Genomic DNA, 26906 nt, shown 5'->3' with positions numbered 1-26906 from the left:
CACCTCATTTGAAAGTTGTAAAGAAGTCCGCAATCGGTCCAAGTGCAAGCGCCGGCAAGAAACTAAGTGCGCCAACTAGCACCACAACCCCAATTAAAAGACCGATAAACATGCCATTTTTTGTCGATAACGTCCCACTGCTCGCTGCAACCGGACTCTTACCCGCCATATTTTGCGCCAAGTAAAGCGCCGCAACTAGCGGAATAAAACGAGCAAGTAACATCATTACTGCACCAACCATATTCGTAAACGTCGTGTCTGCCGCAAATCCAGCAAAAGCACTACCGTTATTATTTCCCATCGAAGTAAACGCATAGAGTACCTCCGAAAAGCCATGCGCACCACTCGCCGAAACTGAAGCTTGCACACTCGGCATCATCACCGCAACCGCCGTACCAAAAAGCGTCAACAGCGGCGGAACTAAAATAAGCAAACAGACCATTTTCATATCGTACGGCTCAATTTTCTTTCCTAAATATTCCGGCGTCCGCCCAACCAAAAGCCCCGCGATAAACACCGTCAAAATAATAAAGCCAATCATGCCATAAAGCCCACTACCAACTCCGCCAAAAATGACCTCGCCAAGCTGCATAAAGAACATTGGCACAAGCCCACCAAGCGGCGTCAAACTATCATGCATCGTGTTCACCGCCCCATTCGAAGCAGCCGTCGTTGAAGCCGCGAAAAGCGCCGATCCACCAACTCCAAAACGCACTTCTTTACCTTCCATACTTCCCGAAGTCGCAACCCCTTGGTAACTCGGCCCCGCAAACTGTTCAGAAACTGTAATTGCAACGACCCCGACAACAAAAACAATCAACATCGCCGTCATAATCGCACGCCCTTGCTTGCTATCTTTCACCGCGCGCCCAAACATCACAACAAGCGCCACCGGAATAAGCAAAATCGCCAGCATCTCCACTAAATTAGTAAAACTAGATGGATTTTCAAACGGAAAAGCAGAATTCGCTCCGAAAAAGCCGCCACCATTTGTTCCAAGTTGCTTAATCGCAATTTGACTTGCAGCTGGTCCAAGTGGAATTAACTGTTTCGCGCCATTTTCAAGCGTTTCGACAACCGAATAATTTGCAAATGATTGCACCACCCCTTGCGACACTAAAACCAGCGCCAATACAAGCGAAAGCGGCAACAAAATATACAGCGTCACCCGAAATAAATCTTGCCAAAAATTCCCGACCGTTTTCTGTTTCTTCCATATAAAGCCGCGAATTACCGCAAATAAAACCGCAATCCCTGTCGCTGCAGAAACAAAGTTCTGTACCGTTAAGCCAATCGACTGTGAAAAATACGATAAAGCCGTCTCACCAGAATAAGCCTGCCAGTTCGTATTCGACACAAAACTCGCCGCCGTATTAAACGCCAAACTAAAACTAAGCCCCTTCATACCTTCTGGATTCAGCGGTAAAAACCCTTGCAACATCAACACCGCCATCACAAATATAAAGCCCACCGCACTAAAAGCAAGCACCGAAACCGCATAACGTTTTGCCGACATCCCCGCGTCACTCACACCCATCAACCGATAACCAAACCGCTCAACCGGCTCAAGCATCCTCGATAAAAACACCTTCTCCCCAATCATCACTTTATACATATAAATCCCAAGTGGCACTGCTAAAACTAACAACAATACAACAAAAAACACATCTTGCATCACGATATACTTCATAGATCCTCACCTCTAAACAACACATAAAATAAATACACCAACAAAGCTAAACCGATGATTCCAGCAACTACTAGAACAACACCCATTTTCCGTTCACCCCTTCATCGTACTCTTTCCACCACTAATCCTAACAACAAATGCATAAAGACAGTGTTAAGATTCTCAAGGCCCGCATAAAGATTCCGTTAATATCTCCATGTGTGTAAAAATTACACACAAAAAAAAGCCAATGTGTAAGTAAAAAACAAAATGAAAACCCTTTTATAGCCACATTTAAAGTTGGCACGGTACTTGCATATATAAATAAGTGTTAAGAGAATTATCTAGAGGAGGAAATAATCATGAAAACAATCATGTTAGTATGTTCAGCAGGTATGTCTACCAGCTTACTAGTTACAAAAATGGAAAAAGCAGCTGAAGAACAAGGCCTTGAAGCAAAAATCTTCGCAGTTGCCGAAGCAGAAGCAGCTAACCATTTAGACGAAATCGATGTTTTATTACTTGGACCACAAGTACGTTTCTTAGAAGGAAACATGAAGAAAAAATTAGAGCCAAAAGGTATTCCGCTAGCTGTTATTAACAGTGTTGATTACGGAATGATGAAAGGCGACAAAGTTTTAGAACAAGCATTAGATTTAATGAAGTAAAAAGAGGGTAATTACAGCTGTCTGGCTGAAAATTATAAAAAAATGGAAGAGGTAACGTAATAACATGACGTTTTAGAAATTATGTATTTGTCTTAATCAATGCTATTACTTTATCCTCAAAAAAGGAGAATAAAAAATGAATGGTTTTATCGCATTTATGGAGAAATATTTCATTCCCTACGCTGCCAAAATTGGTGGGCAACGTCATTTAGTAGCAATTCGTGATGGTTTCATCACAACTATGCCACTAATGATTCTAGGGTCTTTCGCCGTTTTAATTAACAACTTCCCAATTGCAGCTTACCAAAAATTCATGAATAACTTATTTGGTGAAGGAACTTGGCAAGCATTCGGCGGAAACGTTTGGAACGGTACTTTTGCTATCTTAGCATTACTCGTTGCATTCACAGTAGCTTATAACTTAGCTAAATCTTATGACAAAGATCCTATTTCTTCCGCAGTAGTTTCTGTTGCAACTTTCTTCACTATCGGCGCAATTGCTCCTGGTGCAGACGGTATTGCAAACACTGGTGGTCTTGGATCAACTGGTCTTTTCTTAGCTTTAATTATCGCTATTCTTTCAACAGAAATCTTCACTCGCTTAAGTGGTAGCCCGAAATTAATTATCTCAATGCCTGATGGTGTTCCACCGGCAGTTTCTCGTTCATTCGCAGCTTTATTCCCTGCAATGATCACTGTTTCTATCTTTGGTCTTATCACTGCGTTCTTCCAAGCAGCTGGTGTGACTAACTTAGTAATTTCTTTCTACGAATTAGTACAAGAACCGTTCATGGGTCTTGCAAACTCCTTGCCAGCAGCATTACTACTAGCATTCGTTTCTGCTTTCCTTTGGTTCTTTGGTTTACATGGTGCGAACATTATCGACCCGTTCATGCAAACAATCAATATCCCAGCTATTACTGCTAACCAAGATGCATTAAAAGCTGGTAAAGAACTTCCTTACATCGTTAACAAACCTTTCTTTGACTCTTTCGTTAACTTAGGCGGAACTGGGGCAACTATCGGTTTAATCATTGCTATCTTTATCGTAGCTCGTAAACATAAAGCGTACATGACAGTTTCTAAATTGTCTGCAGCGCCAGGTCTTTTCAACATTAACGAACCAATGATGTTTGGTCTTCCAATCGTCTTGAATCCAATTATGTTCATTCCGTACATCTTGGCACCACTTGTACTTGTAACTGTAGCTTACTTTGCAACAGCTATCGGTTGGGTACCAGCTTGTACTATCGTAACTCCTTGGACTACACCACCAATTATCGGTGGAGCACTTGCAACACAAAGTATCGCAGGTGGCGTACTTGCAGCTGTAAACTTAGGTCTATCTATCCTAATCTTCCTTCCATTCGCGAAAATTGCTCAAATCCAAGAGCTACGTCGTGAAAAAGAAGCACTTGCTGCTGAAGGCGTTACTGCTGAATAATTTTTAAAAACCAAAACTTTAAGGACGTGTTTACAGATGGATTTAGAGCAAACTATTATGAGCTTGATCGTGTTCGGTGGTAACGCTAAAAGTGATGCTATGTTAGCCATTGATTCCGCTAAAAAAGGGGATTTCGCTCAAGCAGACGAACAAATCGCCCAAGCAGAACAAGCACTACTTGAAGCGCATCATTCTCAAACAAAACTTATACAAGGTGAAGCACGTGGCGAAAAAACAGAAGTTTCCCTTCTACTCGTTCACGCACAAGACCACTTAATGAATGCAATTACTTTCAAAGATTTAGCGAAAGAAATTGTTGACCTTTATAAGAATAAATAAAACCAAAAAACCAGCCGTCGTCATGACAGCTGGTTTTTTTCTTCTATTAAATTAGCATCTGATCGGATAATCGCTAGCACAACACCAACCGCAATAAAATTCCCAAGCACAGCGCTCCCACCATAACTAATAAAAGGCAGCGGAATCCCCGTCAGCGGCATAAGCCCCACAGTCATACCAATATTCTCAAAAATATTAAACGCAAAACTTACCGCAAAGCCTGCTAAAACAAGCGAAGAAAAAGTATTCTTCATTAAAAGTGCCGCCATAATTAATTGGTGAATAAGAAGCATAAACAAAATCAGTAGCAAACTTACACCAACAAAGCCAAACTGATGTCCAATAGTACTAAAAATCATATCTGTATGACTTTCAGGAATATACGCATTGGTCCCTGAACTCCCCGTCAACATCCCCGAACCAACCGCCTTCATTGATAAATTAAGTTGATACACCGCATCCGGATCAGTCGTCGGATCAAGCCACGTCTGAATCCGCGAAAACTGATACGCATGAAAACCAATCTTCTCCAGCAAACTAATATGATACACAATGACATACATTCCTACCGTCGCCGTCGTTAAAATCAACGTAATAATCCCGACCATCAGCTTCGTCGACCTGATTGCCAGCAAAATAATCGCCAGCGCCGTAACCCCATAAACAATAGTCGTCCCAAGGTCTGGCTGCTTCATAATTAATAGCAATACAATGCCCGTGAGCACAGCTAAAATTCCCAATTGCTTCCATTTTTGCGCTTGATATTTCACTGCAAAATGCGCCAACACAAAAATAAAAATCGATTTCACTACTTCTGACGGTTGAAAAGATAGCCCCGCAAACCGATACCACCGCGTTGCCCCGTTAATATTTTGCACTAAAGGGTTTGGAATGAGTATCCCGAGTAGCGTGATTACCATAATTGCGTAAAGCCAAATCGCATGATGGCGTAAAAACTCTACCGGAAGTCGCGAAACACCATAACAAGTCAGCGCCCCAATCGCTAAAAACACCAATTGCATTCCTAAAAAATTCGTATCGTACTGGTTCGTCTTCTGTGCAAAATAAATCGCCACACAACTAACTAAAGATAATAAAAATACCGATAAAATAATCCGGTTATAAAGCACATCCCGTTTCATAAATACACGACCTCTCTCGATTTATTCCGCCTTGCCGCTGCCAGCACAAAACCTACCGCACACGACAGCATCACGACCGAACTTCCACCATAACTAATAAATGGCAGCGGCACCCCTGTAAGCGGAATAATCCCACTCACACCACCAAGATTCAAAAACATCTGCACCGAAATCCAAGTAGCCACCCCAATACAAACCATCGAATCAAAAATAAACTGACTATGAATAGCAATATAAAGTGCCGTAAAACTAAGCAACATTAATAACAAAATCGTCCAAATAACACCGAAAACACCCAGCTCTTCCGCAACCACCGTCATAATAAAATCCGTATGCGGCTCCGGCAAATAGCCTAATTTTTGCACACTCTCACCAAGTCCATTTCCAAAAACCCCGCCACTTCCAATCGCGTAATAACCATTCCTAAGTTGATAAGAAGCATCTAAATTATTAAGATTAAATGGATCCAGAAAAGCGAACCGGTCCAATTTTGCTGAACTAAAAAAGGCAGGGTGAAAGAAATAAATCAGAGTAGCTGCAAGTAATAAAAGACCAAATACCCAAATTGCCACCCGGACAAGGCGCGTCAGGCCGACTCCGCTCGTTAAAAACAAAGCGACCCCAATGACACCTAAAATCAGCGCCGTCCCTAAATCCGGCTGTAAGAAGACAAGACCAACCGTTAAAAATAGAAACCCAAGCAACCAATATTGTACACGCACCCCACAACCTTTTTTCAAGAAAACTGTTGCAATTACTAATATTAGTAGCAATTTGACCGTTTCTGTTGGTTGGAAAGTCACACCTGCGATAGATAGCCACCTTTGCGCATTATTCGCCGCACTGCCCGTTAAAAGCACTAGAATTAACAAGCCAACCAAACTTCCTGCCAAAATGCGCAACGTCCACCGTCGATAAAATAGTTGCACATTAATACGCGAACAAACAAGCAATCCGACAAACCCCAGCCCGTAAAAAAGGAACTGCCTATTAAAAAAGTATCCCGGCTCCACTTTGTAACGCATGATGGCAACCCCGTAACTCGTGCTATAAACGAGCAGCAAACTCCAAACCGCCAAAAGCAAATACGTTATAAAGAGCACACGTCCTGCCCGCATTTAAATCCACTCCCGGAACTTCCGAATGTAAAGAGTTTTCACTAACTGCATCGTTGCCATATAACCAACTAGAATTAAAATCAACCATGGGAAATAGCTACCTGGTAAGCTGACAAATCCAATGCTGTGACCAAATCCAGTAAATGGAATAACAATCCCAAGCGTCATCACAATAAGCGTCGCAATCATTACTGGAGCAGTTGCCCGACTTTGAATGAACGGTATTTTTTCCGTCCGGATCATGTGTACAACCAATGTTTGCGTGAGTAATCCGACCACAAACCAGCCACTATGGAATAAAGCCTGTTCCGCCACCGTATTCGCACTAAATACAAACCACATAATTAGAAACGTCGCAATATCAAAGATTGAACTTACCGGGCCAATACACAGAATAAAGCGCAGCATTCCTTTTTGTTCCCATTGATGCGGCTTTTTCAAAAACGAACGGTCCATTTTGTCCCAAGGAAGTGTTAATTGGGAGAAATCATAAAGCAGGTTTTGCAAGAGCAGGTGTAGCGACAACATTGGTAAAAACGGAATAAACGCACTTGCAACCAAAACACTAAACACATTCCCAAAGTTTGAGCTGGCCGTCATTTTCAAGTATTTTAAAATATTCCCGAATACATTTCGCCCTTCCATCACCGCATCATTTAATACCGTTAAACTTTTCTCAAGCAAAATGACCGAGCTGGCATCTTTCGTAATATCGGCCGCCGTATCCACCGAAATCCCAACATCCGCTTTCCTAAGCGCCGGCGCATCATTAATTCCGTCACCAAGGAACCCAACCGTATGCCCGGCTTTTTTTAGCAAACCAATAATTCGCGATTTTTGCATCGGCGTTAATTTCGCAAAAATATGGTATTTTCGTAGTTCGCGCGTAAGCTCTTCATCAGACAGCTCTTCCACATCCGTACCAAGTAAAAATCCGTTCGCTGGAATGCCGACTTCCTGGCAAATCCGCTTCGTAACAATTTCGTTATCACCCGTCAAAACCTTCACGTTAATTTGATTTTTAAAAAGATGAGCAATCGCTTCTTTCGTCGACGCTTTCACTGGATCGCGGAAACCTAAGAATCCCGCAATAATCATTTGTTCCTCGTCCGTCTTCGTGAATGCTTCCCCGACTTTTCCAGTTTTATAAGCCACAGCAATCACACGGATTCCTGAACGATTCATTTCTGCACACATTTCTTGGAGTTCATCCTTTTCTGACTCAGTTAGTGTAGAAATAGTACCAGCAAATTCCTTGTGAGTGCATACAGTGAGCATTTCTTCTACCGCGCCTTTTGTAATCATCCTTGTCTCGGTAATATTTTCGACCACTACACTCAAGCGCCGTCGATCAAAATTAAACGGAATCTCGCCAACTTTTGTCCAACCTGAAGCAGTCTTTTCATCCAATTTGGCAATCACAGCATGGTCTAAAACATTTTTCCAGCCCGTTTGGAAATAACTGTTTAAATAAGCCATTTTCAAGACACTTTCTGAAGTTTCGCCCGCGCTATCAATGTATTTCACCAATTCTAGCTTATCTTCCGTGAGTGTGCCCGTTTTATCCGTACATAAAATATCCATCGCACCGATATTTTGAATAGCGCTCAGTTCTTTCATAATTACTTTTTTCTTGGACATATTGATGGCGCCTTTTGCCAAGTTCGTGCTGACAATCATCGGTAGCATCTCAGGCGTGAGCCCAACCGCAATCGCCACCGCATAAAGAAATGCCTCCAACCAATTGCCTTTCATGAGCCCGTTAATCATAAACACAATCGGAACCATCACCATCATAAAGTAAAATAGCAACTTCGAAATTGATTTAACACCTTTATCAAAACTCGTATCACCGCGACGTTCGGTAGCTGCAATCGATAGCGATCCGAAAAACGTTGAGCTTCCTGTCCGCAAAACAACTGCCCGACCATGCCCACTTAGCACATCCGTCCCCATAAACAACAAGTTTTCTCGTTCAAAAATTTCTGGGTTAGCGCGTTTATCTTCCACAAATTTCTCATCTGGAATCGATTCACCTGTGAGCGCCGACTGGTTAATTAATAAGTCCGTAGCCGAAATCACGCGCGCATCTGCCGGAATAATATCCCCCGCTGAAATCTCAATCAAATCTCCCGGTACAATTTCATCTTGCGCCACCACAACCACGCAACCGTCCCGTATAACATTCACTTTATTTTTCACCATATTTTTCAGCGCATAGCTCGCCCGCTCCGCTCTACTCGTTTGAATAAAGCCAAGCACCCCACTCGCGAGTATCATCAGCGCCATAATCACAGTCGCTTCCATGTCGTCCGTCAAATACGAAACAACCATTAACATCGCTAAAATATAGATAAACGGATCGTTGAATGCCCGAATAAACAACCGTAAATTTGATACTTTCTTTTCTTCCACCGTTTGATTCGGCCCGAACTCCGCCAGCCGTTCCGTAACTTCGACGTTCGTTAACCCTGTTTCTATAACACCTAACTTTTCCAAAACTTTCCCTCTGCTCATTTGTGATTCTTTGAGCAAATTGTTACCTTGCATTTTTCCATGTAGTTTTTTCATTTTCCTTGCCTCCAATTCTTTCTAGGCAAGCTGAGAATAACGTTTATGTGTGCCAGAGATGAAGGTTAGTCACTCTTGCAGCTTGATTACTATCATACGAATCCGGTTCTTCTACTTCCTCTTCCTGATGGTGGGCCATTGCCTTCATCTCCTTTCGAATTTTACCTAAGCTTAATTATCTGAAAAAAAGATTGTCATTCCCAGATAATTATTTTCCTAATAAACATGAAAAAAGTCCTTACCAAAACTTTGGCAAGGACTGCTGCATTTATACGCATACTAAAACAGACTCCCCTCGCTAAAGTTTTGGCACTATGCAACGTAAAGAATACTCTTAGCCACATTATGGAAAGCCTTAATCCGACAATCCCTGTTCTACCCATTGGCGTCTTTGGACATTTTTGGGCAGTGGCCTGTGTTTGCATAGGAGCCTCACCTAACAGGCAAAACTACATATTTATTATCGCTCTAATCGTCTACGAGTTTAACATAGAAAATCTAAGCTCGCAAGACAAAATGTAAAATACTTAACTTTTATTTAACTTTTCGTGATTTATTTTAATAATTTCAACAGGACATCTGCTAAAGAATCTGCTGTAGTTGTAATCGTTGGCGGGCGCTTATAAATGTCATCGCGCACTTTTTCCACCATGATGAGTAAAATAACACTATTTAAAATTAAAGAAATCGCATCCGCTTCTTGTGCAGAGTTCTTACTCGGAATCATTTCCTTCACTTTTTGATTAACCCGCTCATACAAATATTCCACAATCGACGGATCAATAAACTCCATATCTTTACTGCCCATTTCGCGAACAGAAATCACCATAAAATCACGATATTTTTCATAAATATCCGAAATAAACTGACTCGCCTGACGTAAAAATACTTTAGCGCTTTCAAAATCTTTATCAAAAAATTGATTGATTTCCGCCTTCATACTTTCAAATTGAACTTCCAGCGTCATATGAATGAGATTATCTTTACTCTTGAATTTTTTAAAAATCGTAGCTTCATTTATTCCAGCGGCTTCTGCTAATTGTCTTGTTGTGGAGCCCTTAATGCCATGTTTCGCCATCATACAAAGCGTCGCATCCATAATGGATTCGTTTGTAATCATCATTTTACCCCCGTTCAACTAAGTAAGCACTTGCTTATATTCAGTATAACAAAGACGAGCCTTTTTGACAATTTAATTACAATTTGTCGATATCATTCATAAGCTATGTGAAGTGTGTAATAATGGATGTAGAATATTTAAAAGAATTGGAAGTGACTTACCATGCAAAAAACAAGAAAAGAACGTATCCTTGAAACTTTAAAAGAACAAAAGAAAAACAAAAAAAGTAACAAGTTCAAAACTGGTGCAACGATTGCTGGGGTTACTGCCATTGCAACCTCTATCACTGTTCCAGGAATCGAAGTAATCGTTAGCGCAGACGAAACAGCACCTGCTGACGAAGCATCAAAAAGCGCAGAAGCCAACACAACAACCGAAACACCAACAACTGCCACTCCTGAAAACACAACAGAAAAAACAGTTGAATCAAACCAACCTGAAACAAAAGAACAAACAAAAACACCAGAAGAAAATCAACCCGTAGCTAAAAAAGTAGAACAAGCTCCAGTAGAACCCGCTACAGTTAGCAATCCAAATAGCGTAACAAGCTACTCTACACCAGCTACTTATAACTTATTACAAAAATCAGCACTCCGTTCAAGCGCAACGGTTCAAAGCTTTATTCAAACAATCCAAGCCTCTTCTTCCCAAATTGCAGCAGAAAATGACTTGTACGCATCCGTCATGATCGCCCAAGCAATTTTAGAGAGCGCCTATGGAACGAGCGAATTAGGCTCAGCTCCAAACTACAATCTTTTTGGAATCAAAGGAGCTTACAACGGCCAATCTTACACAAAACAAACCCTAGAAGATGACGGCAAAGGAAATTACTACACAATCACAGCTAAATTTAGAAAATATCCTTCTTACCATCAATCACTAGAAGATTACGCTAAAGTTATTCGTAGCGGCCCAAGTTGGAACCCAAGCTACTATTCCAAAGCTTGGAAAAGCAACACAACTTCCTACAAAGACGCAACCAAAGCTCTAACAGGAACATACGCAACCGACACAGCCTATGCAACAAAATTAAATGATTTAATCAGCCGATATAACTTAACACAGTACGACAGCGGCAAAACAACTGGCGGCAATTCCGGAAACACTGGTAACACAGGAAATACTGGCAACACTGGAAATACAAACAACACCAGCGCCAAAATGTATACTGTCGTAAAAGGTGACTCACTTTGGAGAATCGCGAACAACAATAAAGTAACCATCGCGAACCTAAAAGCTTGGAATAACCTAAAATCCGATTTCATTTACCCAGGCCAAAAACTTAAAGTTAGCGCCGGATCGACTACAACAAATACAGACACATCCAAACCGAGCACGGGAACAAACACGTCGAAACCAAGTACAGATACGAGTACAAACGCGAAAGTTTACACTGTTGTAAAAGGTGACTCACTTTGGAGAATCGCAAACAACAACAAAGTAACCATCGCCAATTTAAAAGCTTGGAATAACTTGAAATCCGATTTCATTTACCCGGGTCAAAAACTTAAAGTAAGTGCCGGATCAACTACAAATACTAACACGAATACAAATACAAGCACATCTAAACCGAGCACAAACACAAATACATCCAAACCAAGCACAAGCACGAGCACAAACGCTAAAGTTTACACAGTTGCTAAAGGTGACTCGCTTTGGAGAATCGCGAACAACAATAAAGTAACTATCGCTAACCTAAAAACTTGGAATAACCTAAAATCCGATTTCATCTACCCGGGCCAAAAACTTAAAGTTAGCGCCGGATCTACAACAAACACAGCTAAACCAAGTACAAACGCACCAAGCAATTCTGCAGTAAAAACATACACTGTCAAAAAAGGTGACTCACTTTGGGCCATTTCCAGACAGTTCAATACAACAGTTGATAACATTAAAGCTTGGAATAAATTACCGAGCAATATGATTCATGTTGGTCAGAAATTGACGATTAAGTGAATATAAGCTGATTATGTATTTAAAAAGAGTATTTCTATTTTAGAAATACTCTTTTTATGATTTTCTTAATTTATATTGTCAAAATTACTCGTATCCCTCAAAAACAAGTTTATTTCATCCATATCGATTCCATTTGATGGAGTCCAACCTACTTGTTTTATTAGTTTCCCATTCCTAAAGACAGCTAAAGTTGGTGTATATAAAATATTATATTTATTCTTAAACTCATTCCATTCTTGCTCATTTTTTCTTATTTTTGCAACATTTAAATATACCATTTTTCCTTGTAATTTATTTTCTTTAATTTCTTTAATTAATTTAGGCTCAAACACTGTACAATCCCCACAAGTAGGACGACCTACATAAACTAAGACGTTTTTATCCTTATTATCACTAAGAAATGAATCAAAGTTATTGTATGACACTGAATTAATATAATTATAGATGTCCGGGTAAGAACTAGTCAATATGTCTACTTTTCCCTCTAATTCCTTCACTTCATTTTTATTTTTATTAAATTCATTCCCAACTACTACAATTGATACTAGCACTAGTAATGCTATAAACGTAAAAATAATTTTTTTCATTCCCATCCAACCTTTCCTCATTTATCAATCATCATTAGCTAGTTATTTATAAAAACATCCAACTCTTTTTTTGTCATCGCACCTTCATGCCGATTAACTGATTTTCCATTGACAAATTTTATTAATGTAGGGGTACTATTAATATTATATTGCTCAAAAAATTCACCTTCATTCTCTTTTGCCTCTACATCAATTGCATACACTTTTACATTATCTTCTTTAATTTTTGCATTCAAAATCGGCTTAAATGAATTGCAGGCTGCACATCCTTTTTTATAAAAATATATTAATTCATCCCCACTACTGCTGATAATATCTTTTGCCTCTTTTGTAGAGATTTTTTGATAATAATTTTCTTTTTGGTCAGACATTACCAACGTGACTATTGCAAATATACAAATGCCCCCTAATATGATAAGAATAAGTTTTTTCATAAGTTACTAACTCCTTCACTTCTTTGCAATCTACCGTCTATTAACAAAAAATTACTATCAAATAAATCAGCATTTATATTTTTTTTGCTAATAACCAGCTTTACTCCAGGAACTTCCTTCAAATTTTCTAGTATCCTTCTTTCTTCTTCAGAATCAAATTGATCAAAAAAGCTATCAAAAACAATAACTTCAGCTTCATTTAATAAGGTTGCTGCAAGCCGAATAAGTTTTTTCTCAGTCGTGGAAAACTGAACATCATTTTCAATAATTGTATGAAATTTATTAGGAAGTTTATTAATAAAATTCAATATACACGCTTCTTGACAAGCATCATATATATCTTTTTCTGAATAGTTTTCTCCTTGAGTTATATTCTCTAAAATCGTCTCTCCACTTCTGAGCCTCTCATAATAACTTAGTAGCACTACCTTTTTTTCAAACTTTTCACTGTCACCCAAGTTACACAAATCTACTTCATCATAAAAAACTACTTGTGATTTTGTTTCAGTTTTACTTGTTAAAAGATTTGCTAAATATGATTTCCCTGTATTATTTTTCCCTTCAATGGATATTAATTCCCTATTATTAAAAGTAAATTGCATACTATTAATTGAAGGCCCCGCATTATTAGGCAATTTCACATTTTGTAAACGAAGCTTTGAAATCTTCTTATTATCCCAAAAAGTTGTTGCTCTATATTGACTGTATTTAAATAAACTATTATAAATTTCTAGATAACCTTCATAAATATTCATTTCTATATATAATTTTCCGAACAGAACGAATGGTAGCAAAAATGATAAAGCTATTGCTAAATAGATAAATAATATCCCCACTGAAATAATGTCCAAAAGTACCATCCTTGTTAAATATGCAAACAGTGCTAATGTCGAAAGGCCAAAAAGAAGCCCAAAAATCCAGTTCAAAAATAATATATTATGAAATATCTCTTTAGAGTTAAGCACAGGCCCATTTTTCTTATTAGAACAAAGAAAGTGCTGATTATCATTGAGTTCCTTCTCTACATGATGGACCATAAACGATTTATACTTATTCTTTGAATAGGAAGAAAATCCAATACCAATCAAAATATTTAATATTCCAATTAGCAAACATATTATAAAAAGATTAAAATCGTAATTAAATAATAGTAGCCCTAAAAATAATAGTGGTACGCTCGCAAACCATTTTAACATTACAGTAAATATACGAGTTGGTACGTTATTTAAAAATAGCATTACACGAGGCATGTATTCTTTCTTTACTACCCTATCCATTTCTGCTGACAAAATATTTCGCCTGTGATTCACTATGTTAACCACATACTTTGATAATAATATTTCTGTGCAAAAGTATATACCACCGATTAAAAGTATTATGCAAAAACAAAAAAATGTCATCGGCCATAAATAACTAAATAAATAATTAACTACTACTAGGTCAAAAATCACCTCAAAGTAGAAAGACATCACTATTAATAAAATAGAACTAACAAACATCAACGCACAAATACTTAGCAACTTTAATCTATTTAATTTCAAGTACTCATATACCTCTTTAAGTACAAAAGTATCCGTTTCTTTACTATGCTCACGAACTTCGATATCTATTACATGTAAAATTTTTTTAAAGTCATAATCCTTCCATCTTTTTCGCTTTTTCTTTTTTATGTTATCAATAACAAAAGTATCCTCATCAAAAGAACTAATGATCATAACTTCATTCTCTTTTGTAATAACAATGTTTAATTTATCGGATTTCAGCTTATCAAATGAAAACGTATCTATATTAACCTCTATATGAAACTGCTTAAAATACTCTTTCAAATGATTTTCATTAAATGGCAAGAAAATATTTTTTACAGCATCTGTATTTCCGCTATTTTCTGACAATATAATCTTGATTACTTTTAATACATCCTCTTCTTTTAAATTTTTCATAATCCCCATTCCTTGTACCAAATTAGATTTCAATATGCGTTAGCATTTGTTTTTCGAATTTATATACTTTTGTATTTTTAAAATCAACTTGATGATGTGAGATATAAATTAACTTTATGCCATAGCTATCCAAACTTTCTAAGATTGCCTCCCGACTTAATTCGTCAATATTAGATAATCCTTCATCTAGAATAATAATTTGTGGTTGCTTTAAAACAGCTCTAGCAATCGCTATCCTTTGTCTTTGACCAGAAGATAAATTTTCTCCATTGGAAATAATTGGGTAATCAAATCCATTAGGAAAAGATAAAATCATATCTAACAAACCAAAATCTTTACATACTTGATATAATCGTACCTCTCGAATTTTTTTATCCAAAGAAAGATTTTCCAAGATGGTCCCATTTATGAGATGTTCATTACTTGATATATAAATAATTTTCTTTCTGATTTCTGAAATACTAATTTTTTTTATATTATCCGTATTTATCAATATCTCACCTTTGTAAGAGTCATTAAACTTATTGAGACACTGCACCAAAGAAGATTTCCCCACACCACTATCGCCTTGTATTAATATGTTTTTCTGAGAGAAGTCTATTCGCAGATCTACATTCTCCAATAATACATTTTCACTTTGATATAGACTAAAGTCAATCAAATCAATAGATTTAATTTCATCTATAAGCTCTATAGCATCATCTTTATCTACTTCAATTTGTGTCGTCTCAAATATACTCTTTATTCGATGATAAGAAACGAGAACTTTCTCCCATTCATTTTGCGAAAGAGCAATACTCTGAATACTTGTTAAATAAAAAGCACACAATGATGCAAAAATAGATAGCTCTCCCAATGTCATATCTTTTTGAAAAACTAACAATATTCCTAATGTTATAACTACAATATTTACAAAAACACCAATAAGTTGGTTTAAAAAGCTATTATTAATAACTAAGTTGTTAAGTTTAAAGGTTATATTCAAAAAGCTATTTAACTGTTTGCTAACTTTTTCAAAAAAAAGAGGCTCTATTGAGAGTGCTTTAATACCGCTCATTGATTCTACACTGTCTATTACTACTGTATTAAAAGTTGAATATTCTTGCATGGAGTCATAATTACTTTCATAAATTAGCATGTAGTATCTTCGTATTACAAAAATAATTAGAAAGCTACATCCCACAATAAATATACTCATTTGATAGTTAAAAACAAACAATATAATTAAACTAAATAAACAAACTGTTATATTAATAATCATACCTACAAAGAGTTCAATAACTATATTTATTAATGATACAATATCATCTATTCTAGAAAGTAAATCCCCAGATTTTCTATAATGAAAGTTATCCGGCTTCATTTTAAAGATGTGTTTAAAGTAATTTGATATAATATCTTTTTCTAAACTCAAAGCATTAGTAATAGTTGTTTTATTTTTTATTTTGTTAATTATATTTTGCATAAATCCTATAAAAAGGAAAACAATCGCAATCATAGTTATAGTATTAATAAAAGTATTTTTACTTATTGAATTTTGGTATATATCTATCATCGTTCCCATATAAAAAGTTCCAATAATACCTAGAGAACTTGCAATAATTGATTGAATGAGTATAAATACAATATTTCTTCGATACTTCTTAATAAATGGAAAAATTGTAAATATACTATTTGTGGGAGGTTCCCAGTCACTTTTGATATTCTCTTTTTCTGATAAAATCATTAAATAGGATATTTTTTTTAAAAACTCTTTCGTTTCTTTTGTTTCAATCCTAGTTCTTGCAGGATCGGATATAGTTATTTTTTTACTATTCATTTCATATATTATTACAAAATGGTCTATAATCTCTCCTGTTTCAATTAAAGCTATTGCAGGAAATATATCTGCTTTGATTTTCCCATCTAATCCATTATCTTTTTCTTTAAACTGTTGGATACTTGGCTTTGCACCTATTTCCTCAAAAAAATTGTAAATAATTCTTAAATCAATACTTTTCTCATTAAAATTTAAAGCTTTTTTTAAGTAAGACTTTTCAGCAGGACAATTCAAATAATGCAGCATACTTTCTACACATGCGATACCACAATCAAATTCTCCATTTTGCATGATATGTTTTCGTTTATTTTGGCCCATGATTCACCTGCTCAAGTTTTAATCTTCCAAACGCTCTAACATTTTTATAATTACTGCATATGAAGAGTCTTGGAATAAATCTTCCAGAAAATGATTTTCTTGTAAGAATTCAAAATATTTTTTTGCTTGAATATAGTTTCCTGTTTCAAATAGTAAAACACCTAAAACATAATCAATATGATAGCCTTGCGTGTTGATTAGACTTCCTTCATCTACTTCATGATTTCTTCTATATTCAATTACTTCTGTTAAAAGATTATTAATTTCAATTTTCAACTTTGAAAATTTTTCCATAAAAGTTAAAAATTTTCCATCTTGAGAGTTTGGAGCTAATTCATCCAAAATACGAATAATTAAATTAGATTTTTCAAATTCACATTCTCTTAAATACATTCTCCCTAAAATAGTAAGTAACGACAAAGTGAATTTATGGGAATGTAAATTCTCAATACTAATTCTTGAGTCTTTATCTACTATTAAAAAACGCAAACAAATCTTTTCGATATATTCCTTTTCTAAGGTTGCAAAACCGTCTCTCACAAACATATATGCCCACCTAGGATTATCAGGTTCTAATTTAACCATATCTTCTAATAGTTCCATATTTCGAGCTTTTTTCTTTTTATTATTTTGAACTTCGACTAGATAACCGTCATGCAGATAATCTATTTTAATCGGAATTAATAAAGCTGAATCTGGAGCATTCTGTATTCTTGCCTCTTCATGACATGTACCGAAAAATTTAATCCCACTATCTTTTCTAAAAAATTTCCCTGTCCTAAAATGAATTGTATCATTCGCTTCATTTATAACTGGACATAGCACTATGGAGTCTATTAATTTGTGATTATTAAATATATTTAGTGTAGGTACTAAATGCAAGGAGCTTCCTTCATCCAGATACTCATCTGCATCAATAAATGCTATCCATTCGGATGAGGCCATTTCAATTGCATAATTTCTAATCTCTGAAAAATCGTTTTTCCATTCCTTTTGAAAGACTTTGATTTTACTATTACCGTGCTCCTCAATAATATTAATTGTATTATCTGTTGAGCCCGTATCAATAATTATAATTTCTTTCGCTATTAATTCTACGCTTTCTATACATCGCTTAATACAACGCTCTTCATTTTTAACCATTATACATATTGAAATAGGTTTATTTTCAATGACTAAATTGGTTTTAATGTGATCTTTTACACTTTCGAGAGTTGTATTTAGTGTAAAAAACTCTTCTATTTGACCATCCGCTATTAAATAATGATCCTCTATAATATTTTTTAATATTTCTATTCTTTTTTTTACAATTAAAATTTCATCAAAGTATCCAAAAGTTTTCAAACATGATCTCGTATACATTTCTAAAAAATGTATATCAAACCATTTATCTTCTAATTTACTACTTGATACATTCATCTATAACTTCTCCTTTCAAGATCATGGCTGTACTAAGTTTATATAGGAGGTAGTACTTTTTTATTTATTGTTTTTTATTTATGGTTTTCGATTAGCAGTATTTTCTATATAATGCGCAAGTCTTTTTGCCATCAGAACTTGAACTAAAATCAACTAAATTATATACACAACTAACAACCATTGATCTACACCAAGCTTTTGACATTTTCCCACCTAATTGCTCATCTAAAGTTGTAACATCGATTTCATTAAGTAATCCCATTGAATCTTTTTTCTTCTTTTTAGTTAGTAACATTTTATCCATTCCTTTCGTTACTACCTCCTATATAAACCTAGTACAGCTTTTTAATATAATTCAATCACATCTTAAATAATTGTTTTCTATACTCCGTAGGACATAGTCCCGTATTTTTTCTAAAAACATTTGAAAAGTATTGTAAATTTTTAAAACCTAGTATATCTGATATTTCAGAAATATTTTTTTCGCTATCACCCATCAACTCTTTTGCTTTTCTTATTTTCAAAAATGTAAAGTAAGTAATAATACTCTTCCCCGTTTCTTTTTTAAAAAGAATACATAGTCGACTTTTACTCAAAAAACAAATTTCACTAAGTTTATCTAAATTTACATTTGTATAAATACTATTTTCTAGATATTCAATTATTTTCCCAATTACATCAGAGTAAGAAGAACTGTTTTTGTTTTTCAAAACCTTTGATGTAATAATTGATAACATACTTTCTTGTGTGTCTTGTTCTAAACAAAATTCTTTAGAAAATAACAAATCTATTAAAATCTCCAACTCCTTATTTAACTCAAACTTCTTTACACATTTACCAATATCCTTCAAAATAGTTAAACTACAAATTATAACTCGTACTCCTTTTTGCGAATGATTTTCTAATACTAACTCCTTAAAGTTATTAATAAAAGCGCATTCATTTTGTTCTAATAGGATATTTTTTTCTAATTTTTTTAGCTCTAGTTGTTTCCCATCAAAAAACACCAGTTTACAACCCATTGACTCAATTAAACATTTCTCATTCTTTTTAAGTTCTATTTTTCTCATGTTTAGCACTTCAAAATTAGTTTCTTTATGTATCAATTTTTATGCACCTTCATCTCCCACATTTATTAAACCAGAGAACGACTTTATAAAAAAGGCTTTTAACAGATTTGAAAACAAATTTATAAAAACAAAAAAAATATTATAACATTCATTACAAAATAAAAAAACCATTGTTGTAGTCAACAATGGTTTTACTTCACTTAGCAAATTCACTTAAAAATGATGGAAACTCTCCACCGGCATTACAAACACGGTCGCGCCGCCAACTTGGACTTCGATTGGGTATGGCACGTACGTATCTACTGTCACACCTAAAGACGCGGATGGTGTCATCATTTGTTCGCGCGCTTTGCAGTTTTCTTTAATGATTGCTAGGGCATCTTCTACACGTTCATCTTCTGTACCGATGATGAATGTTGTGTTTCCTGCTTTTAAAAATCCGCCTGTAGTGGCTAGTTTTGTCGCACCGAAATTGCCTTTTGTTAGTGCGTCAGACAAACGGTTGCTATCTTGGTCTTGGACGATCGCAAATATCAGTTTCAAAGAAATCAACCCTTCCTAAAAATCTATCTTTTTTCTATTATAGCAAATAAATGCCATTTTAAAGAGCGATATGCACTTGTGGCAACGTGTTTAAGTCACACTAGATGTTAGGCTAATTGTCGTAAAATGTCCGCTAAAATAGTTTCTGCGATTTCTTCTGGTGTCTTTGTAGCATCCACTCGCATAAAACGTTCCGGGAACATATTGATGACTTTTTCATAGCCAGACTGGACTTTTTCATGGTAGGTAATATCTTCTTTATCCAAACGATTGACTTCACGGCCTTTGTTGGCGGCGATTCTAGCTAAGCCAACTTCAGCAGGCACATCGAGATAATACGTCCTGTCAGGCAGCGTATCTTCAATCGCATATAAATTCACTTGTAAAACTTGTTCCATATCCATGTCACGTCCGGCGCCTTGGTAAGCAAGTGAGCTATCCATGAAACGGTCGCAAAGTACGGTTTTTCCGGCGGCTAAAGCTGGGCGGATTGTTTCAACAACATGCTGACGGCGCGCTCCCGCAATAAGTAGCACTTCTGTTTTTGGATCCATTTCTTCGTTGCCAATTCCGAGAACGATGCTTCTTACTTTTTCTGAAATCGGGCTGCCACCTGGTTCGCGCGTTTTAATAAAATCGATGCCAGCTTCCGTCATTTTTTGATTGAGTAGTGTTCCCACGGTTGTTTTTCCAGAGCCATCTGGGCCTTCAAGTGTAATAAAAATTGCTTTCATTTCGTAATTTCCTTTCCCTTTCGCGTCGCTTTCTGTTTGATTATAGCATAAATTAGCGGAAGACACGGATGTAATTCGTGGCTAGTTTTTCGCCGCCTTGATAGTGACGTGTGCGAATGCTTTTTAGTTCGCGGATATGCTTTATTGTGATGCTCTCTCCGCGGATTACGGCTGGTATGCCCGGCGGATAGAGTGAGATTGTTTCGGCGGATACACGGTCGGTTGCTTCGTCTAGCGAAACAAACTCGGTCGTGCGCGTGTGCATTTCTTCATACGTTAGCGCAAGGCTAGATGCGCACGGGGCCGACATTTCGTACGGTTCTTTCGCGATTTCTTTTTTCACCGGAGAATGAATCCGGCTAATCGGCGTGAAATCGATTCCTTTTTTAATTAACGGTAAAATCAGTAGTACTTGCGATTCATCTGCTAGTTCTGGAAAATAAGAGCTCTCTTCAAAAATAGCTTGCAGTTCGTAGCCCGTGTAGCCCGTTTTGCGGACGATTATTTTCAGAGGATCATCTGGCAAAATAACGTCAAAATGATTCTTTGTTAGCCATTTAATCCATCTAGCGCGCATTTTCCAAAAAGCTTCCACATCAGCTGCCGTGTAAGTTGCCGCGTATTTTCGAGCTGCATCCAGTGACGCCATGATTAGATAGGACGGGCTACTCGTTTGGAATACTTGCAAATAATAAGGTAACTTTTCAAAAATCGGCAACTCATTCACTACATGCAAATAGGATCCCATCGTTAGCGCCGGCAACGTCTTATGTGCCGATTGAACGACCACGTCTGCGCCAAGCTCCACCGCGCTTTTCGGAAATTCGGAGCTTGTTAAAAAATGGGCTCCGTGCGCTTCATCGACAAATACAACCGCACCAAAATCATGCGCAATTCGGATACATTTTTGCAAATGAAAAGTCGTTCCGTAATAGCTCGGATACGTAAAAATACAGAGTTTTATATCTGGATGATTATGTAAGGTTGCTTCGACAAGTTCTGGCGTTACTCCGCTTGCGACGCCGACTTCTTTATTCAGAGCCGGTGTTAGGAAAATCGGCTCTCCACCCGCCAGTTCGATGCCGTGCAAAATAGATTTATGCGCATCTCTTGGTACTAACACTTTTTCCCCGCGCTTCAAAGTGGTCATGATAACCGCCAAGCTTCCCCCGCTTGTCCCATTCACGAGAAAATAACTTTTTTTGCTTCCATAACATTCCGCAAGTAACTCCTCTGCTTCCAAAATCACATCTTCCGGGTGATGCAAATCGTCCATTCCGGTGATTTCCGTTACGTCCCATTTCAATAATTTTTGCCATCGATCTGGATATATGGCTCCGCTTTTGTGTCCAGGAACATGGAGTGATATTGGGCAAGATTTAGCATGAGCATCTAACCGTTCCACTAAAGGCATTTTAGTTTGATCTCGCATAACAATTCCCCTTTTCAAATTCTCTCTTTCATTGTACCATTTTGCTGGATTTATGACACATTCTTGCAGTTTTAAAGCGTTTTCATTTTAGAAGTTGTATAATAAAATCAGCAAGCACGTTTTGACTTTCTAGTAAAGGGAAATTGAGGTAAGAGGACTATTTTAAAGGAGGTTTTTTGTCAGATGAAGAAGATTCTTAACGGTACAGATCAAGTTGTAGAACAGATGGTGGAAGGTTTAGTTAAATCGCACGCAGATGTTGTTCACCGTGTCGAAGGAACTCGCGTCATTGCAAGAAATGATAAACGTCCAGGAAAAGTCGGGCTAGTAAGCGGTGGGGGTTCTGGTCACGAGCCGGCTCATGCTGGTTATGTTGGTCGCGGAATGCTATCTGCGGCTGTGTGCGGCGATGTTTTCACTTCCCCAACTCCAGACCAAATTTATGAAGGTATAAAAGCCGCTGATCAAGGTGCTGGTGTGCTTTTAATCGTGAAAAACTATACTGGTGACGTAATGAATTTTGAAATGGCGGCAGATTTAGCCGATGCCGATGATATTAAAGTAGAACAAATTGTAGTTGATGATGATATTGCTGTGGAAGACAGTACTTTTACAACGGGACGCCGCGGTGTAGCCGGAACGGTTCTCGTGCATAAAATTATCGGGGCGGCGGCAGAAGCAGGTGCATCACTTGAAGAATTGAAAGCCCTTGGCGAAAAAGTCATTGCTTCTGTTAAAACGCTTGGGGTTGCACTTTCGCCGTGTACCGTTCCCGAGGTTGGACATCCCGGATTTGAGCTCGGTGATGACGAAATCGAACTCGGAATTGGTATCCACGGCGAACCAGGATTTACCCGCGAAAAAATCATGCCCTCTGCAAGTTTAGCTAAGCAACTGTATGAACGGATTAGTAATGAAAGCAAACTCCTACCTGGTGATAAAGTGGTTGTCCTCGTGAACGGCATGGGCGCAACACCACTTATGGAGCAATACGTTTTCGCAAATGATGTCCATGAACTTCTAAAAAATGCCGGCGTTAGCGCGAAAAAAACACTCGTCGGAGATTATATGACGTCACTTGAAATGGCCGGGCTATCCCTTACCATTTTGAAATTAGAAGATGAAAAATGGGTCGATATGTTGAATCTCCCAGTGGACACAATTGCATGGTAATAAAATTTGGAGGAATGAATCATGACTTATGATAAAGATTGGGCGTTACGCTGGTTAAATGATTTCGGCGAACGTGTACAAGAAAATAAACAATTATTAAGTGATCTCGACCAAGCAATTGGCGACGGAGACCACGGCATCAATATGGCCCGCGGACTCAGTGAACTCAAAAAAGCTTTCACAGAAAAAGAACCGGCCGACCTAAAAGATGTTTTCAAAACAGCCGGAATGACCATGGTCAGCAAAGTCGGCGGCGCGTCTGGCCCACTTTACGGAACCGCTTTTTTAAATATGAGTAAGGCGGTTGAGGCGGATACAATCGATGCGGTTGGCCTTACAAAAGTAATCGAAGCTGGACTAGAAGGCATCGAAAAACGCGGTAAATCGCATGCTGGCGAAAAGACGATGATTGATGTTTGGGAACCAGTTGTCCACGCGCTTCATCAAGAAGATTTAACCGATGATGTGGTGGATGCGGCTTTACAAAAAACCAAAGATTTAAAAGCAACTAAAGGACGCGCAAGCTACCTCGGCGAACGTTCGATTGGTCATCTTGACCCAGGCGCCTACTCATCCGCCCTATTATTTCACGCAATGCTTCAAACGGAGGTGAGCTAACTCATGACTAAACCTTATGGCGTTGTTATTATTTCCCACTCCAAAGATGTCGCAAAAGGGGTTCATGATATCATCAAAGAAATCGCGCCAGACGTTTCGATCACCCACGCAGGTGGAACCGAAGATGGCGGCATCGGAACAAGTTTCGACGCAGTAAATGAAGCCATTGAAAGTAACGAAGCCGACAAAGTCTACACTTTCTACGACCTCGGAAGCGCCAAAATGAATATTGAAACCGTCGAAGAAATCAGTGAAAAAGAAATTATCCTCTTTAATGCACCAATTTTAGAAGGTGCCTATGCTACTGCTGCTCAAGTTCAAATGGACGAAAAACCAGAAGTCATCGCGGAAAACTTGAAAGGCATCGAAATTAAATAAACTAACCCCCTTGAACTTTTATTGTTCGAGGGGGTTTTAATTATCCAAGCAGAAACCAAAAGCAAGGATTTTCCGTGGTATAATGACATATATAATTTCCCATTCTAAAAAGTTAGGATTTGAAACGATGAATATTTTAATTAAAATAAGAGAATTAACCAACTTAACCAATAGCGAAAAAGAACTTGCCAACTATATTTTAGCAAATCCGCGAAAAACCTTGCAATTCAAGCCTAAAGAGCTGGCCGCGGCCGCCTTTGTTTCTGCTGCAACCATTTACCGCTTAATTAACAAGCTAGGTCTTAACGGCATCGGCGAATTAAAAATCGAAATCGCCACAAGTCTCCGCGAAGCAACCGCAGAAAAAGAAATAAATTACGATTATCCGATTTTGGAATCAGACACGCCCTATCAAATAATGACCAATCTACAACAAATTTACAAAGGAACCATTGATGAAACGTTAAATATTGCCGACCCAGAAGAACTCGTTCGTATTGGTGAAAAACTGACTAAAGCAAAAACCATTGATGTCTATGCCGCATCTGCCAATCTTTTTTTCGCTCAAAATTTCAAATTTCAAATGCAAGAAATCGGGGTTTTAGTCAACGTTCCCGAAGAAGATTATATCCAAAGCTTGTCCGCAGCCAATAGTGATGAAAATCATATCGCCATCGTTGTTTCTTACGGCGGTCGCAGCCGAACACTTCAAAGAGTCGTCAAAATCCTATCCGAAAACGACGTCGAAATAATCCTAATCACTTCCATGCAAGCCAACCCGTTAGTCGAATTTGCCACTCATAAAATCTATATGGCATCTGCTGAAAACCATTACAACAAAGTCTCCTCGTTCTCAACAAGGCAGTCATTACTCAGCATTTTCGACACGTTATATTCCGTTTATTTTAACCACGATTACGACAAAAATATCCAATACAAAACCACCAATTATCAAAAAATGAACAGCGAATTGGAATGATTTTTCAAAAAAGGCATCGTTTTCCTTTTGAATTGAAAAAAAGCTCTCAATCTGCGCCATTTCTCACTTTCCTTTGTTTTCTAATGATACAATAAAGAAAAAAAGGAGCTAAATTAAATGACGACTCAAGCGATTATTTTAGATATTGATGGCACTTTATTGAACGACGACAAAAAAATCTCAGCCAAAACAAAAGAAGCACTTATTACAGCCCAACAAAACGGCGTTAAACTTATCCTCGCGTCCGGCAGGCCAACAACCGGAATGCACCTTTACGCCGAACAACTAGAAATGGAAAAATACCACGGTTTACTAGTTTCATACAACGGTGCCAAAGTGGTCGACTGCCAAACAAAAGAGGAATTATTCAACCAAGCTCTCACCATTTCTGAAGGAAAAGCCGTTCTGGAACATATGAAAAATTTCGAAGTAAAAGTAATGATTGATAAAGATGACTATATGTATGTAAACGACGTATTCGACTGCTACGTCCCTTATAAAGGCGAAGAAATCAACATTATTCAATATGAATCCCGCGGAGGTAATTTCAAACTCTGCGAAAAAGACGATTTAGCAGCATTTTTAGATTATCGGATAAGCAAAATACTGACCGCCGGCGATCCAGCTTATATGCAGGAAAATTACCAAGCAATGATGGCACCTTTCAAAGATAGCCTGAACTGCGTCTTCACGGCCGACTTTTATTTTGAATTCACCGCACAAGGCATCGACAAAGCTAAAGCACTTGATACCATTTTAACACCACTTGGAATTCACCCGGAAAATATCATCGCATTCGGAGACGGGCATAACGATATCACCATGGTTGAGTACGCTGGAACAGGTATCGCCATGAGTAATGCCGTTCCTGAATTAAAAGCAGCAGCAAGCTCCGTAACGTTATCCAATAACGAAGATGGCATTGCACACGTGCTAAATAGTTTAATTCCAAGTTGAAAAAGGCTGCGATTCAGCCTTTTTTTATTGCCTTCATATCATTATTTTTCAAGCGTTCATTCAGCTCATAAAGCGCCGTCTTATTACTATCCCACTCCAATATACCGGAAGCTTCCTCATAAGAAAGCCACTGCAATGCCTTATGTTCTAAAGAAAGTTCCACCTCAGACGAAAGATTAGTTAAATCTATCGCAAAACAGTATTCCGGAATAACATATGGCTTGTCAAACGAAAAATGAGAACCCGGAATATGAGCTAGCGAATCCAACTGATACATGTTGAAAGTAGCACCTACATTCAATTCTTCCATGCTCTCACGGATTGCGGCTTCGGCATGCGACTCAACATCCTCCCCGCCACCAGCCACAAACTGCCAAACATCCTCATCGTTTCTGAGCAAAACTCCATACTGATAATCAGCGGCTTTTTTAATAAATGGTATTACTAAAACTTGAAAAGGTTGCCTCATTTTCTCACT

At 37.6% G+C, this 26906-nt stretch carries 26 protein-coding genes and 1 riboswitch; of the genes, 9 read left to right on the top strand and 17 right to left on the bottom strand.

What is annotated here, in order from left to right:
- Positions 1 to 4: 4 nt before the first annotated feature.
- Positions 5 to 1690: a potassium-transporting ATPase subunit KdpA gene (gene kdpA, locus HCJ30_RS09125; RefSeq protein WP_185391897.1), complete on the bottom strand. Its 1686-nt coding sequence runs from the start codon at positions 1688 to 1690 to the stop codon at positions 5 to 7.
- Positions 1687 to 1776: a potassium-transporting ATPase subunit F gene (locus HCJ30_RS09120; protein ID WP_185391896.1), complete on the bottom strand. Its 90-nt coding sequence runs from the start codon at positions 1774 to 1776 to the stop codon at positions 1687 to 1689. The genes kdpA and HCJ30_RS09120 overlap by 4 nt, the downstream gene beginning before the upstream one ends.
- Positions 1777 to 2031: 255 nt before the next feature.
- On the opposite strand from HCJ30_RS09120, the gene HCJ30_RS09115 reads away from it, so the two are divergent.
- From HCJ30_RS09115 to HCJ30_RS09105, 3 genes are all read left to right on the top strand, one after another.
- Complete coding sequence (locus tag HCJ30_RS09115) at positions 2032 to 2337, top strand: PTS sugar transporter subunit IIB (RefSeq protein WP_008948903.1); 306 nt, start codon at positions 2032 to 2034, stop codon at positions 2335 to 2337.
- 136 nt (positions 2338 to 2473) lie between these two features.
- Entirely contained in the window at positions 2474 to 3781 is a 1308-nt protein-coding gene (locus HCJ30_RS09110; protein ID WP_185391895.1) for a PTS sugar transporter subunit IIC, read from the top strand.
- 36 nt (positions 3782 to 3817) lie between these two features.
- The gene (locus HCJ30_RS09105; protein WP_003722042.1) at positions 3818 to 4120 is read left to right on the top strand and encodes a PTS sugar transporter subunit IIA; all 303 of its coding nucleotides are present in this window, start codon (positions 3818 to 3820) and stop codon (positions 4118 to 4120) included.
- A 20-nt stretch (positions 4121 to 4140) separates the two neighbouring features.
- Here HCJ30_RS09105 and HCJ30_RS09100 read toward each other — a convergent pair whose 3' ends face one another.
- From HCJ30_RS09100 to HCJ30_RS09080, 4 genes are all read right to left on the bottom strand, one after another.
- Positions 4141 to 5262 (bottom strand): FtsW/RodA/SpoVE family cell cycle protein, encoded by a 1122-nt coding sequence (locus HCJ30_RS09100; RefSeq protein ID WP_185391894.1) that lies wholly within the window; start codon positions 5260 to 5262, stop codon positions 4141 to 4143.
- On the bottom strand, positions 5259 to 6380 hold the full coding sequence (locus HCJ30_RS09095; protein WP_185391893.1) for an FtsW/RodA/SpoVE family cell cycle protein: 1122 nt from the start codon (positions 6378 to 6380) through the stop codon (positions 5259 to 5261). Before HCJ30_RS09095 ends, HCJ30_RS09100 begins: the two co-directional genes overlap by 4 nt.
- Positions 6381 to 8951, bottom strand: coding sequence for a magnesium-translocating P-type ATPase (gene mgtA, locus HCJ30_RS09090; RefSeq protein ID WP_185391892.1), 2571 nt, complete (start codon positions 8949 to 8951; stop codon positions 6381 to 6383). It abuts the gene before it with no gap.
- Between the two features lie 284 nt (positions 8952 to 9235).
- Positions 9236 to 9402: riboswitch (M-box (ykoK) riboswitch) on the bottom strand.
- Positions 9403 to 9504: 102 nt separating this feature from the next.
- Entirely contained in the window at positions 9505 to 10071 is a 567-nt protein-coding gene (locus HCJ30_RS09080) for a TetR/AcrR family transcriptional regulator (protein WP_149046658.1), read from the bottom strand.
- 162 nt (positions 10072 to 10233) lie between these two features.
- On the opposite strand from HCJ30_RS09080, the gene HCJ30_RS09075 reads away from it, so the two are divergent.
- On the top strand, positions 10234 to 12027 hold the full coding sequence (locus HCJ30_RS09075; protein ID WP_185391891.1) for a 1,4-beta-N-acetylmuramoylhydrolase: 1794 nt from the start codon (positions 10234 to 10236) through the stop codon (positions 12025 to 12027).
- 65 nt (positions 12028 to 12092) lie between these two features.
- Here the strand turns inward: HCJ30_RS09075 and HCJ30_RS09070 are convergent, their stop codons facing one another.
- From HCJ30_RS09070 to HCJ30_RS09025, 10 genes are all read right to left on the bottom strand, one after another.
- The gene (locus HCJ30_RS09070; RefSeq protein ID WP_185391890.1) at positions 12093 to 12614 is read right to left on the bottom strand and encodes a thioredoxin family protein; all 522 of its coding nucleotides are present in this window, start codon (positions 12612 to 12614) and stop codon (positions 12093 to 12095) included.
- A 38-nt stretch (positions 12615 to 12652) separates the two neighbouring features.
- Complete coding sequence (locus HCJ30_RS09065; protein WP_185391889.1) at positions 12653 to 13048, bottom strand: thioredoxin family protein; 396 nt, start codon at positions 13046 to 13048, stop codon at positions 12653 to 12655.
- The gene (locus HCJ30_RS09060; protein WP_185391888.1) at positions 13045 to 14988 is read right to left on the bottom strand and encodes an ATP-binding cassette domain-containing protein; all 1944 of its coding nucleotides are present in this window, start codon (positions 14986 to 14988) and stop codon (positions 13045 to 13047) included. The genes HCJ30_RS09065 and HCJ30_RS09060 overlap by 4 nt, the downstream gene beginning before the upstream one ends.
- 22 nt (positions 14989 to 15010) lie before the next feature.
- A complete protein-coding gene (locus HCJ30_RS09055; RefSeq protein WP_185391887.1) occupies positions 15011 to 17125 on the bottom strand; it encodes a peptidase domain-containing ABC transporter in 2115 nt (704 codons plus the stop codon).
- Between the two features lie 18 nt (positions 17126 to 17143).
- A complete protein-coding gene (locus HCJ30_RS09050) occupies positions 17144 to 18544 on the bottom strand; it encodes a glycosyltransferase family 2 protein (protein WP_185391886.1) in 1401 nt (466 codons plus the stop codon).
- Between the two features lie 91 nt (positions 18545 to 18635).
- Positions 18636 to 18848: a hypothetical protein gene (locus HCJ30_RS09045; RefSeq protein ID WP_070308991.1), complete on the bottom strand. Its 213-nt coding sequence runs from the start codon at positions 18846 to 18848 to the stop codon at positions 18636 to 18638.
- Between the two features lie 55 nt (positions 18849 to 18903).
- Positions 18904 to 19650 carry a helix-turn-helix domain-containing protein gene (locus tag HCJ30_RS09040; RefSeq protein WP_185391885.1) on the bottom strand — a complete coding sequence of 249 codons (747 nt, stop codon included), beginning with the start codon at positions 19648 to 19650 and terminating at the stop codon, positions 18904 to 18906.
- 177 nt (positions 19651 to 19827) lie between these two features.
- On the bottom strand, positions 19828 to 20157 hold the full coding sequence (darA, locus tag HCJ30_RS09035) for a cyclic di-AMP receptor DarA (RefSeq protein ID WP_003722052.1): 330 nt from the start codon (positions 20155 to 20157) through the stop codon (positions 19828 to 19830).
- A 107-nt stretch (positions 20158 to 20264) separates the two neighbouring features.
- Positions 20265 to 20891, bottom strand: a complete 627-nt coding sequence (gene tmk / locus HCJ30_RS09030) for a dTMP kinase (protein WP_185391884.1) — start codon at positions 20889 to 20891, stop codon at positions 20265 to 20267.
- Positions 20892 to 20943: 52 nt separating this feature from the next.
- Complete coding sequence (locus tag HCJ30_RS09025; protein ID WP_185391883.1) at positions 20944 to 22323, bottom strand: aminotransferase class I/II-fold pyridoxal phosphate-dependent enzyme; 1380 nt, start codon at positions 22321 to 22323, stop codon at positions 20944 to 20946.
- Between the two features lie 183 nt (positions 22324 to 22506).
- Between HCJ30_RS09025 and dhaK1 the strand changes: the two genes are divergently transcribed.
- The 5 genes from dhaK1 to HCJ30_RS09000 all read left to right on the top strand — a co-directional run bounded on the left by dhaK1 (position 22507) and on the right by HCJ30_RS09000 (position 26428).
- The gene (gene dhaK1 / locus HCJ30_RS09020; RefSeq protein ID WP_185391882.1) at positions 22507 to 23496 is read left to right on the top strand and encodes a dihydroxyacetone kinase subunit DhaK1; all 990 of its coding nucleotides are present in this window, start codon (positions 22507 to 22509) and stop codon (positions 23494 to 23496) included.
- Positions 23497 to 23517: 21 nt separating this feature from the next.
- The gene (gene dhaL1 / locus HCJ30_RS09015) at positions 23518 to 24114 is read left to right on the top strand and encodes a dihydroxyacetone kinase ADP-binding subunit DhaL1 (protein WP_185391881.1); all 597 of its coding nucleotides are present in this window, start codon (positions 23518 to 23520) and stop codon (positions 24112 to 24114) included.
- Between the two features lie 3 nt (positions 24115 to 24117).
- Positions 24118 to 24492, top strand: coding sequence for a dihydroxyacetone kinase phosphoryl donor subunit DhaM1 (dhaM1, locus tag HCJ30_RS09010; RefSeq protein WP_185391880.1), 375 nt, complete (start codon positions 24118 to 24120; stop codon positions 24490 to 24492).
- Positions 24493 to 24619: 127 nt separating this feature from the next.
- The gene (locus HCJ30_RS09005; protein ID WP_185391970.1) at positions 24620 to 25471 is read left to right on the top strand and encodes a MurR/RpiR family transcriptional regulator; all 852 of its coding nucleotides are present in this window, start codon (positions 24620 to 24622) and stop codon (positions 25469 to 25471) included.
- 117 nt (positions 25472 to 25588) lie between these two features.
- The gene (locus HCJ30_RS09000; RefSeq protein WP_185391879.1) at positions 25589 to 26428 is read left to right on the top strand and encodes a Cof-type HAD-IIB family hydrolase; all 840 of its coding nucleotides are present in this window, start codon (positions 25589 to 25591) and stop codon (positions 26426 to 26428) included.
- Between the two features lie 13 nt (positions 26429 to 26441).
- Here HCJ30_RS09000 and HCJ30_RS08995 read toward each other — a convergent pair whose 3' ends face one another.
- Positions 26442 to 26897 (bottom strand): NUDIX hydrolase, encoded by a 456-nt coding sequence (locus HCJ30_RS08995; protein ID WP_185391878.1) that lies wholly within the window; start codon positions 26895 to 26897, stop codon positions 26442 to 26444.
- Positions 26898 to 26906: the final 9 nt, after the last annotated feature.

Source organism: Listeria cossartiae subsp. cossartiae (assembly GCF_014224155.1).
In the GTDB taxonomy this organism is placed as follows: domain Bacteria; phylum Bacillota; class Bacilli; order Lactobacillales; family Listeriaceae; genus Listeria; species Listeria cossartiae.
Note: the sequence above shows the minus strand (reverse complement) of the source record. Positions and strands in the feature narration are given on the sequence as shown.

Excerpts from the sequence above, each read along its gene's own strand:
- dhaM1 (WP_185391880.1), top strand. The coding sequence starts at position 24,118 with ATGACTAAACCTTATGGCGTTGTTATTATTTCCCACTCCAAAGATGTC.
- HCJ30_RS09045 (WP_070308991.1), bottom strand. The coding sequence starts at position 18,848 with ATGGATAAAATGTTACTAACTAAAAAGAAGAAAAAAGATTCAATGGGA.
- HCJ30_RS08995 (WP_185391878.1), bottom strand. The coding sequence starts at position 26,897 with ATGAGGCAACCTTTTCAAGTTTTAGTAATACCATTTATTAAAAAAGCC.
- dhaL1 (WP_185391881.1), top strand. The coding sequence starts at position 23,518 with ATGACTTATGATAAAGATTGGGCGTTACGCTGGTTAAATGATTTCGGC.
- HCJ30_RS09005 (WP_185391970.1), top strand. The coding sequence starts at position 24,620 with ATGAATATTTTAATTAAAATAAGAGAATTAACCAACTTAACCAATAGC.
- HCJ30_RS09055 (WP_185391887.1), bottom strand. The coding sequence starts at position 17,125 with ATGGGCCAAAATAAACGAAAACATATCATGCAAAATGGAGAATTTGAT.
- HCJ30_RS09000 (WP_185391879.1), top strand. The coding sequence starts at position 25,589 with ATGACGACTCAAGCGATTATTTTAGATATTGATGGCACTTTATTGAAC.
- HCJ30_RS09075 (WP_185391891.1), top strand. The coding sequence starts at position 10,234 with ATGCAAAAAACAAGAAAAGAACGTATCCTTGAAACTTTAAAAGAACAA.
- HCJ30_RS09120 (WP_185391896.1), bottom strand. The coding sequence starts at position 1,776 with ATGGGTGTTGTTCTAGTAGTTGCTGGAATCATCGGTTTAGCTTTGTTG.
- mgtA (WP_185391892.1), bottom strand. The coding sequence starts at position 8,951 with ATGAAAAAACTACATGGAAAAATGCAAGGTAACAATTTGCTCAAAGAA.
- HCJ30_RS09115 (WP_008948903.1), top strand. The coding sequence starts at position 2,032 with ATGAAAACAATCATGTTAGTATGTTCAGCAGGTATGTCTACCAGCTTA.
- HCJ30_RS09105 (WP_003722042.1), top strand. The coding sequence starts at position 3,818 with ATGGATTTAGAGCAAACTATTATGAGCTTGATCGTGTTCGGTGGTAAC.
- kdpA (WP_185391897.1), bottom strand. The coding sequence starts at position 1,690 with ATGAAGTATATCGTGATGCAAGATGTGTTTTTTGTTGTATTGTTGTTA.
- tmk (WP_185391884.1), bottom strand. The coding sequence starts at position 20,891 with ATGAAAGCAATTTTTATTACACTTGAAGGCCCAGATGGCTCTGGAAAA.
- HCJ30_RS09070 (WP_185391890.1), bottom strand. The coding sequence starts at position 12,614 with ATGAAAAAAATTATTTTTACGTTTATAGCATTACTAGTGCTAGTATCA.
- HCJ30_RS09080 (WP_149046658.1), bottom strand. The coding sequence starts at position 10,071 with ATGATTACAAACGAATCCATTATGGATGCGACGCTTTGTATGATGGCG.
- HCJ30_RS09065 (WP_185391889.1), bottom strand. The coding sequence starts at position 13,048 with ATGAAAAAACTTATTCTTATCATATTAGGGGGCATTTGTATATTTGCA.
- HCJ30_RS09095 (WP_185391893.1), bottom strand. The coding sequence starts at position 6,380 with ATGCGGGCAGGACGTGTGCTCTTTATAACGTATTTGCTTTTGGCGGTT.
- HCJ30_RS09025 (WP_185391883.1), bottom strand. The coding sequence starts at position 22,323 with ATGCGAGATCAAACTAAAATGCCTTTAGTGGAACGGTTAGATGCTCAT.
- HCJ30_RS09110 (WP_185391895.1), top strand. The coding sequence starts at position 2,474 with ATGAATGGTTTTATCGCATTTATGGAGAAATATTTCATTCCCTACGCT.
- HCJ30_RS09100 (WP_185391894.1), bottom strand. The coding sequence starts at position 5,262 with ATGAAACGGGATGTGCTTTATAACCGGATTATTTTATCGGTATTTTTA.
- dhaK1 (WP_185391882.1), top strand. The coding sequence starts at position 22,507 with ATGAAGAAGATTCTTAACGGTACAGATCAAGTTGTAGAACAGATGGTG.
- HCJ30_RS09050 (WP_185391886.1), bottom strand. The coding sequence starts at position 18,544 with ATGAATGTATCAAGTAGTAAATTAGAAGATAAATGGTTTGATATACAT.
- HCJ30_RS09060 (WP_185391888.1), bottom strand. The coding sequence starts at position 14,988 with ATGAAAAATTTAAAAGAAGAGGATGTATTAAAAGTAATCAAGATTATA.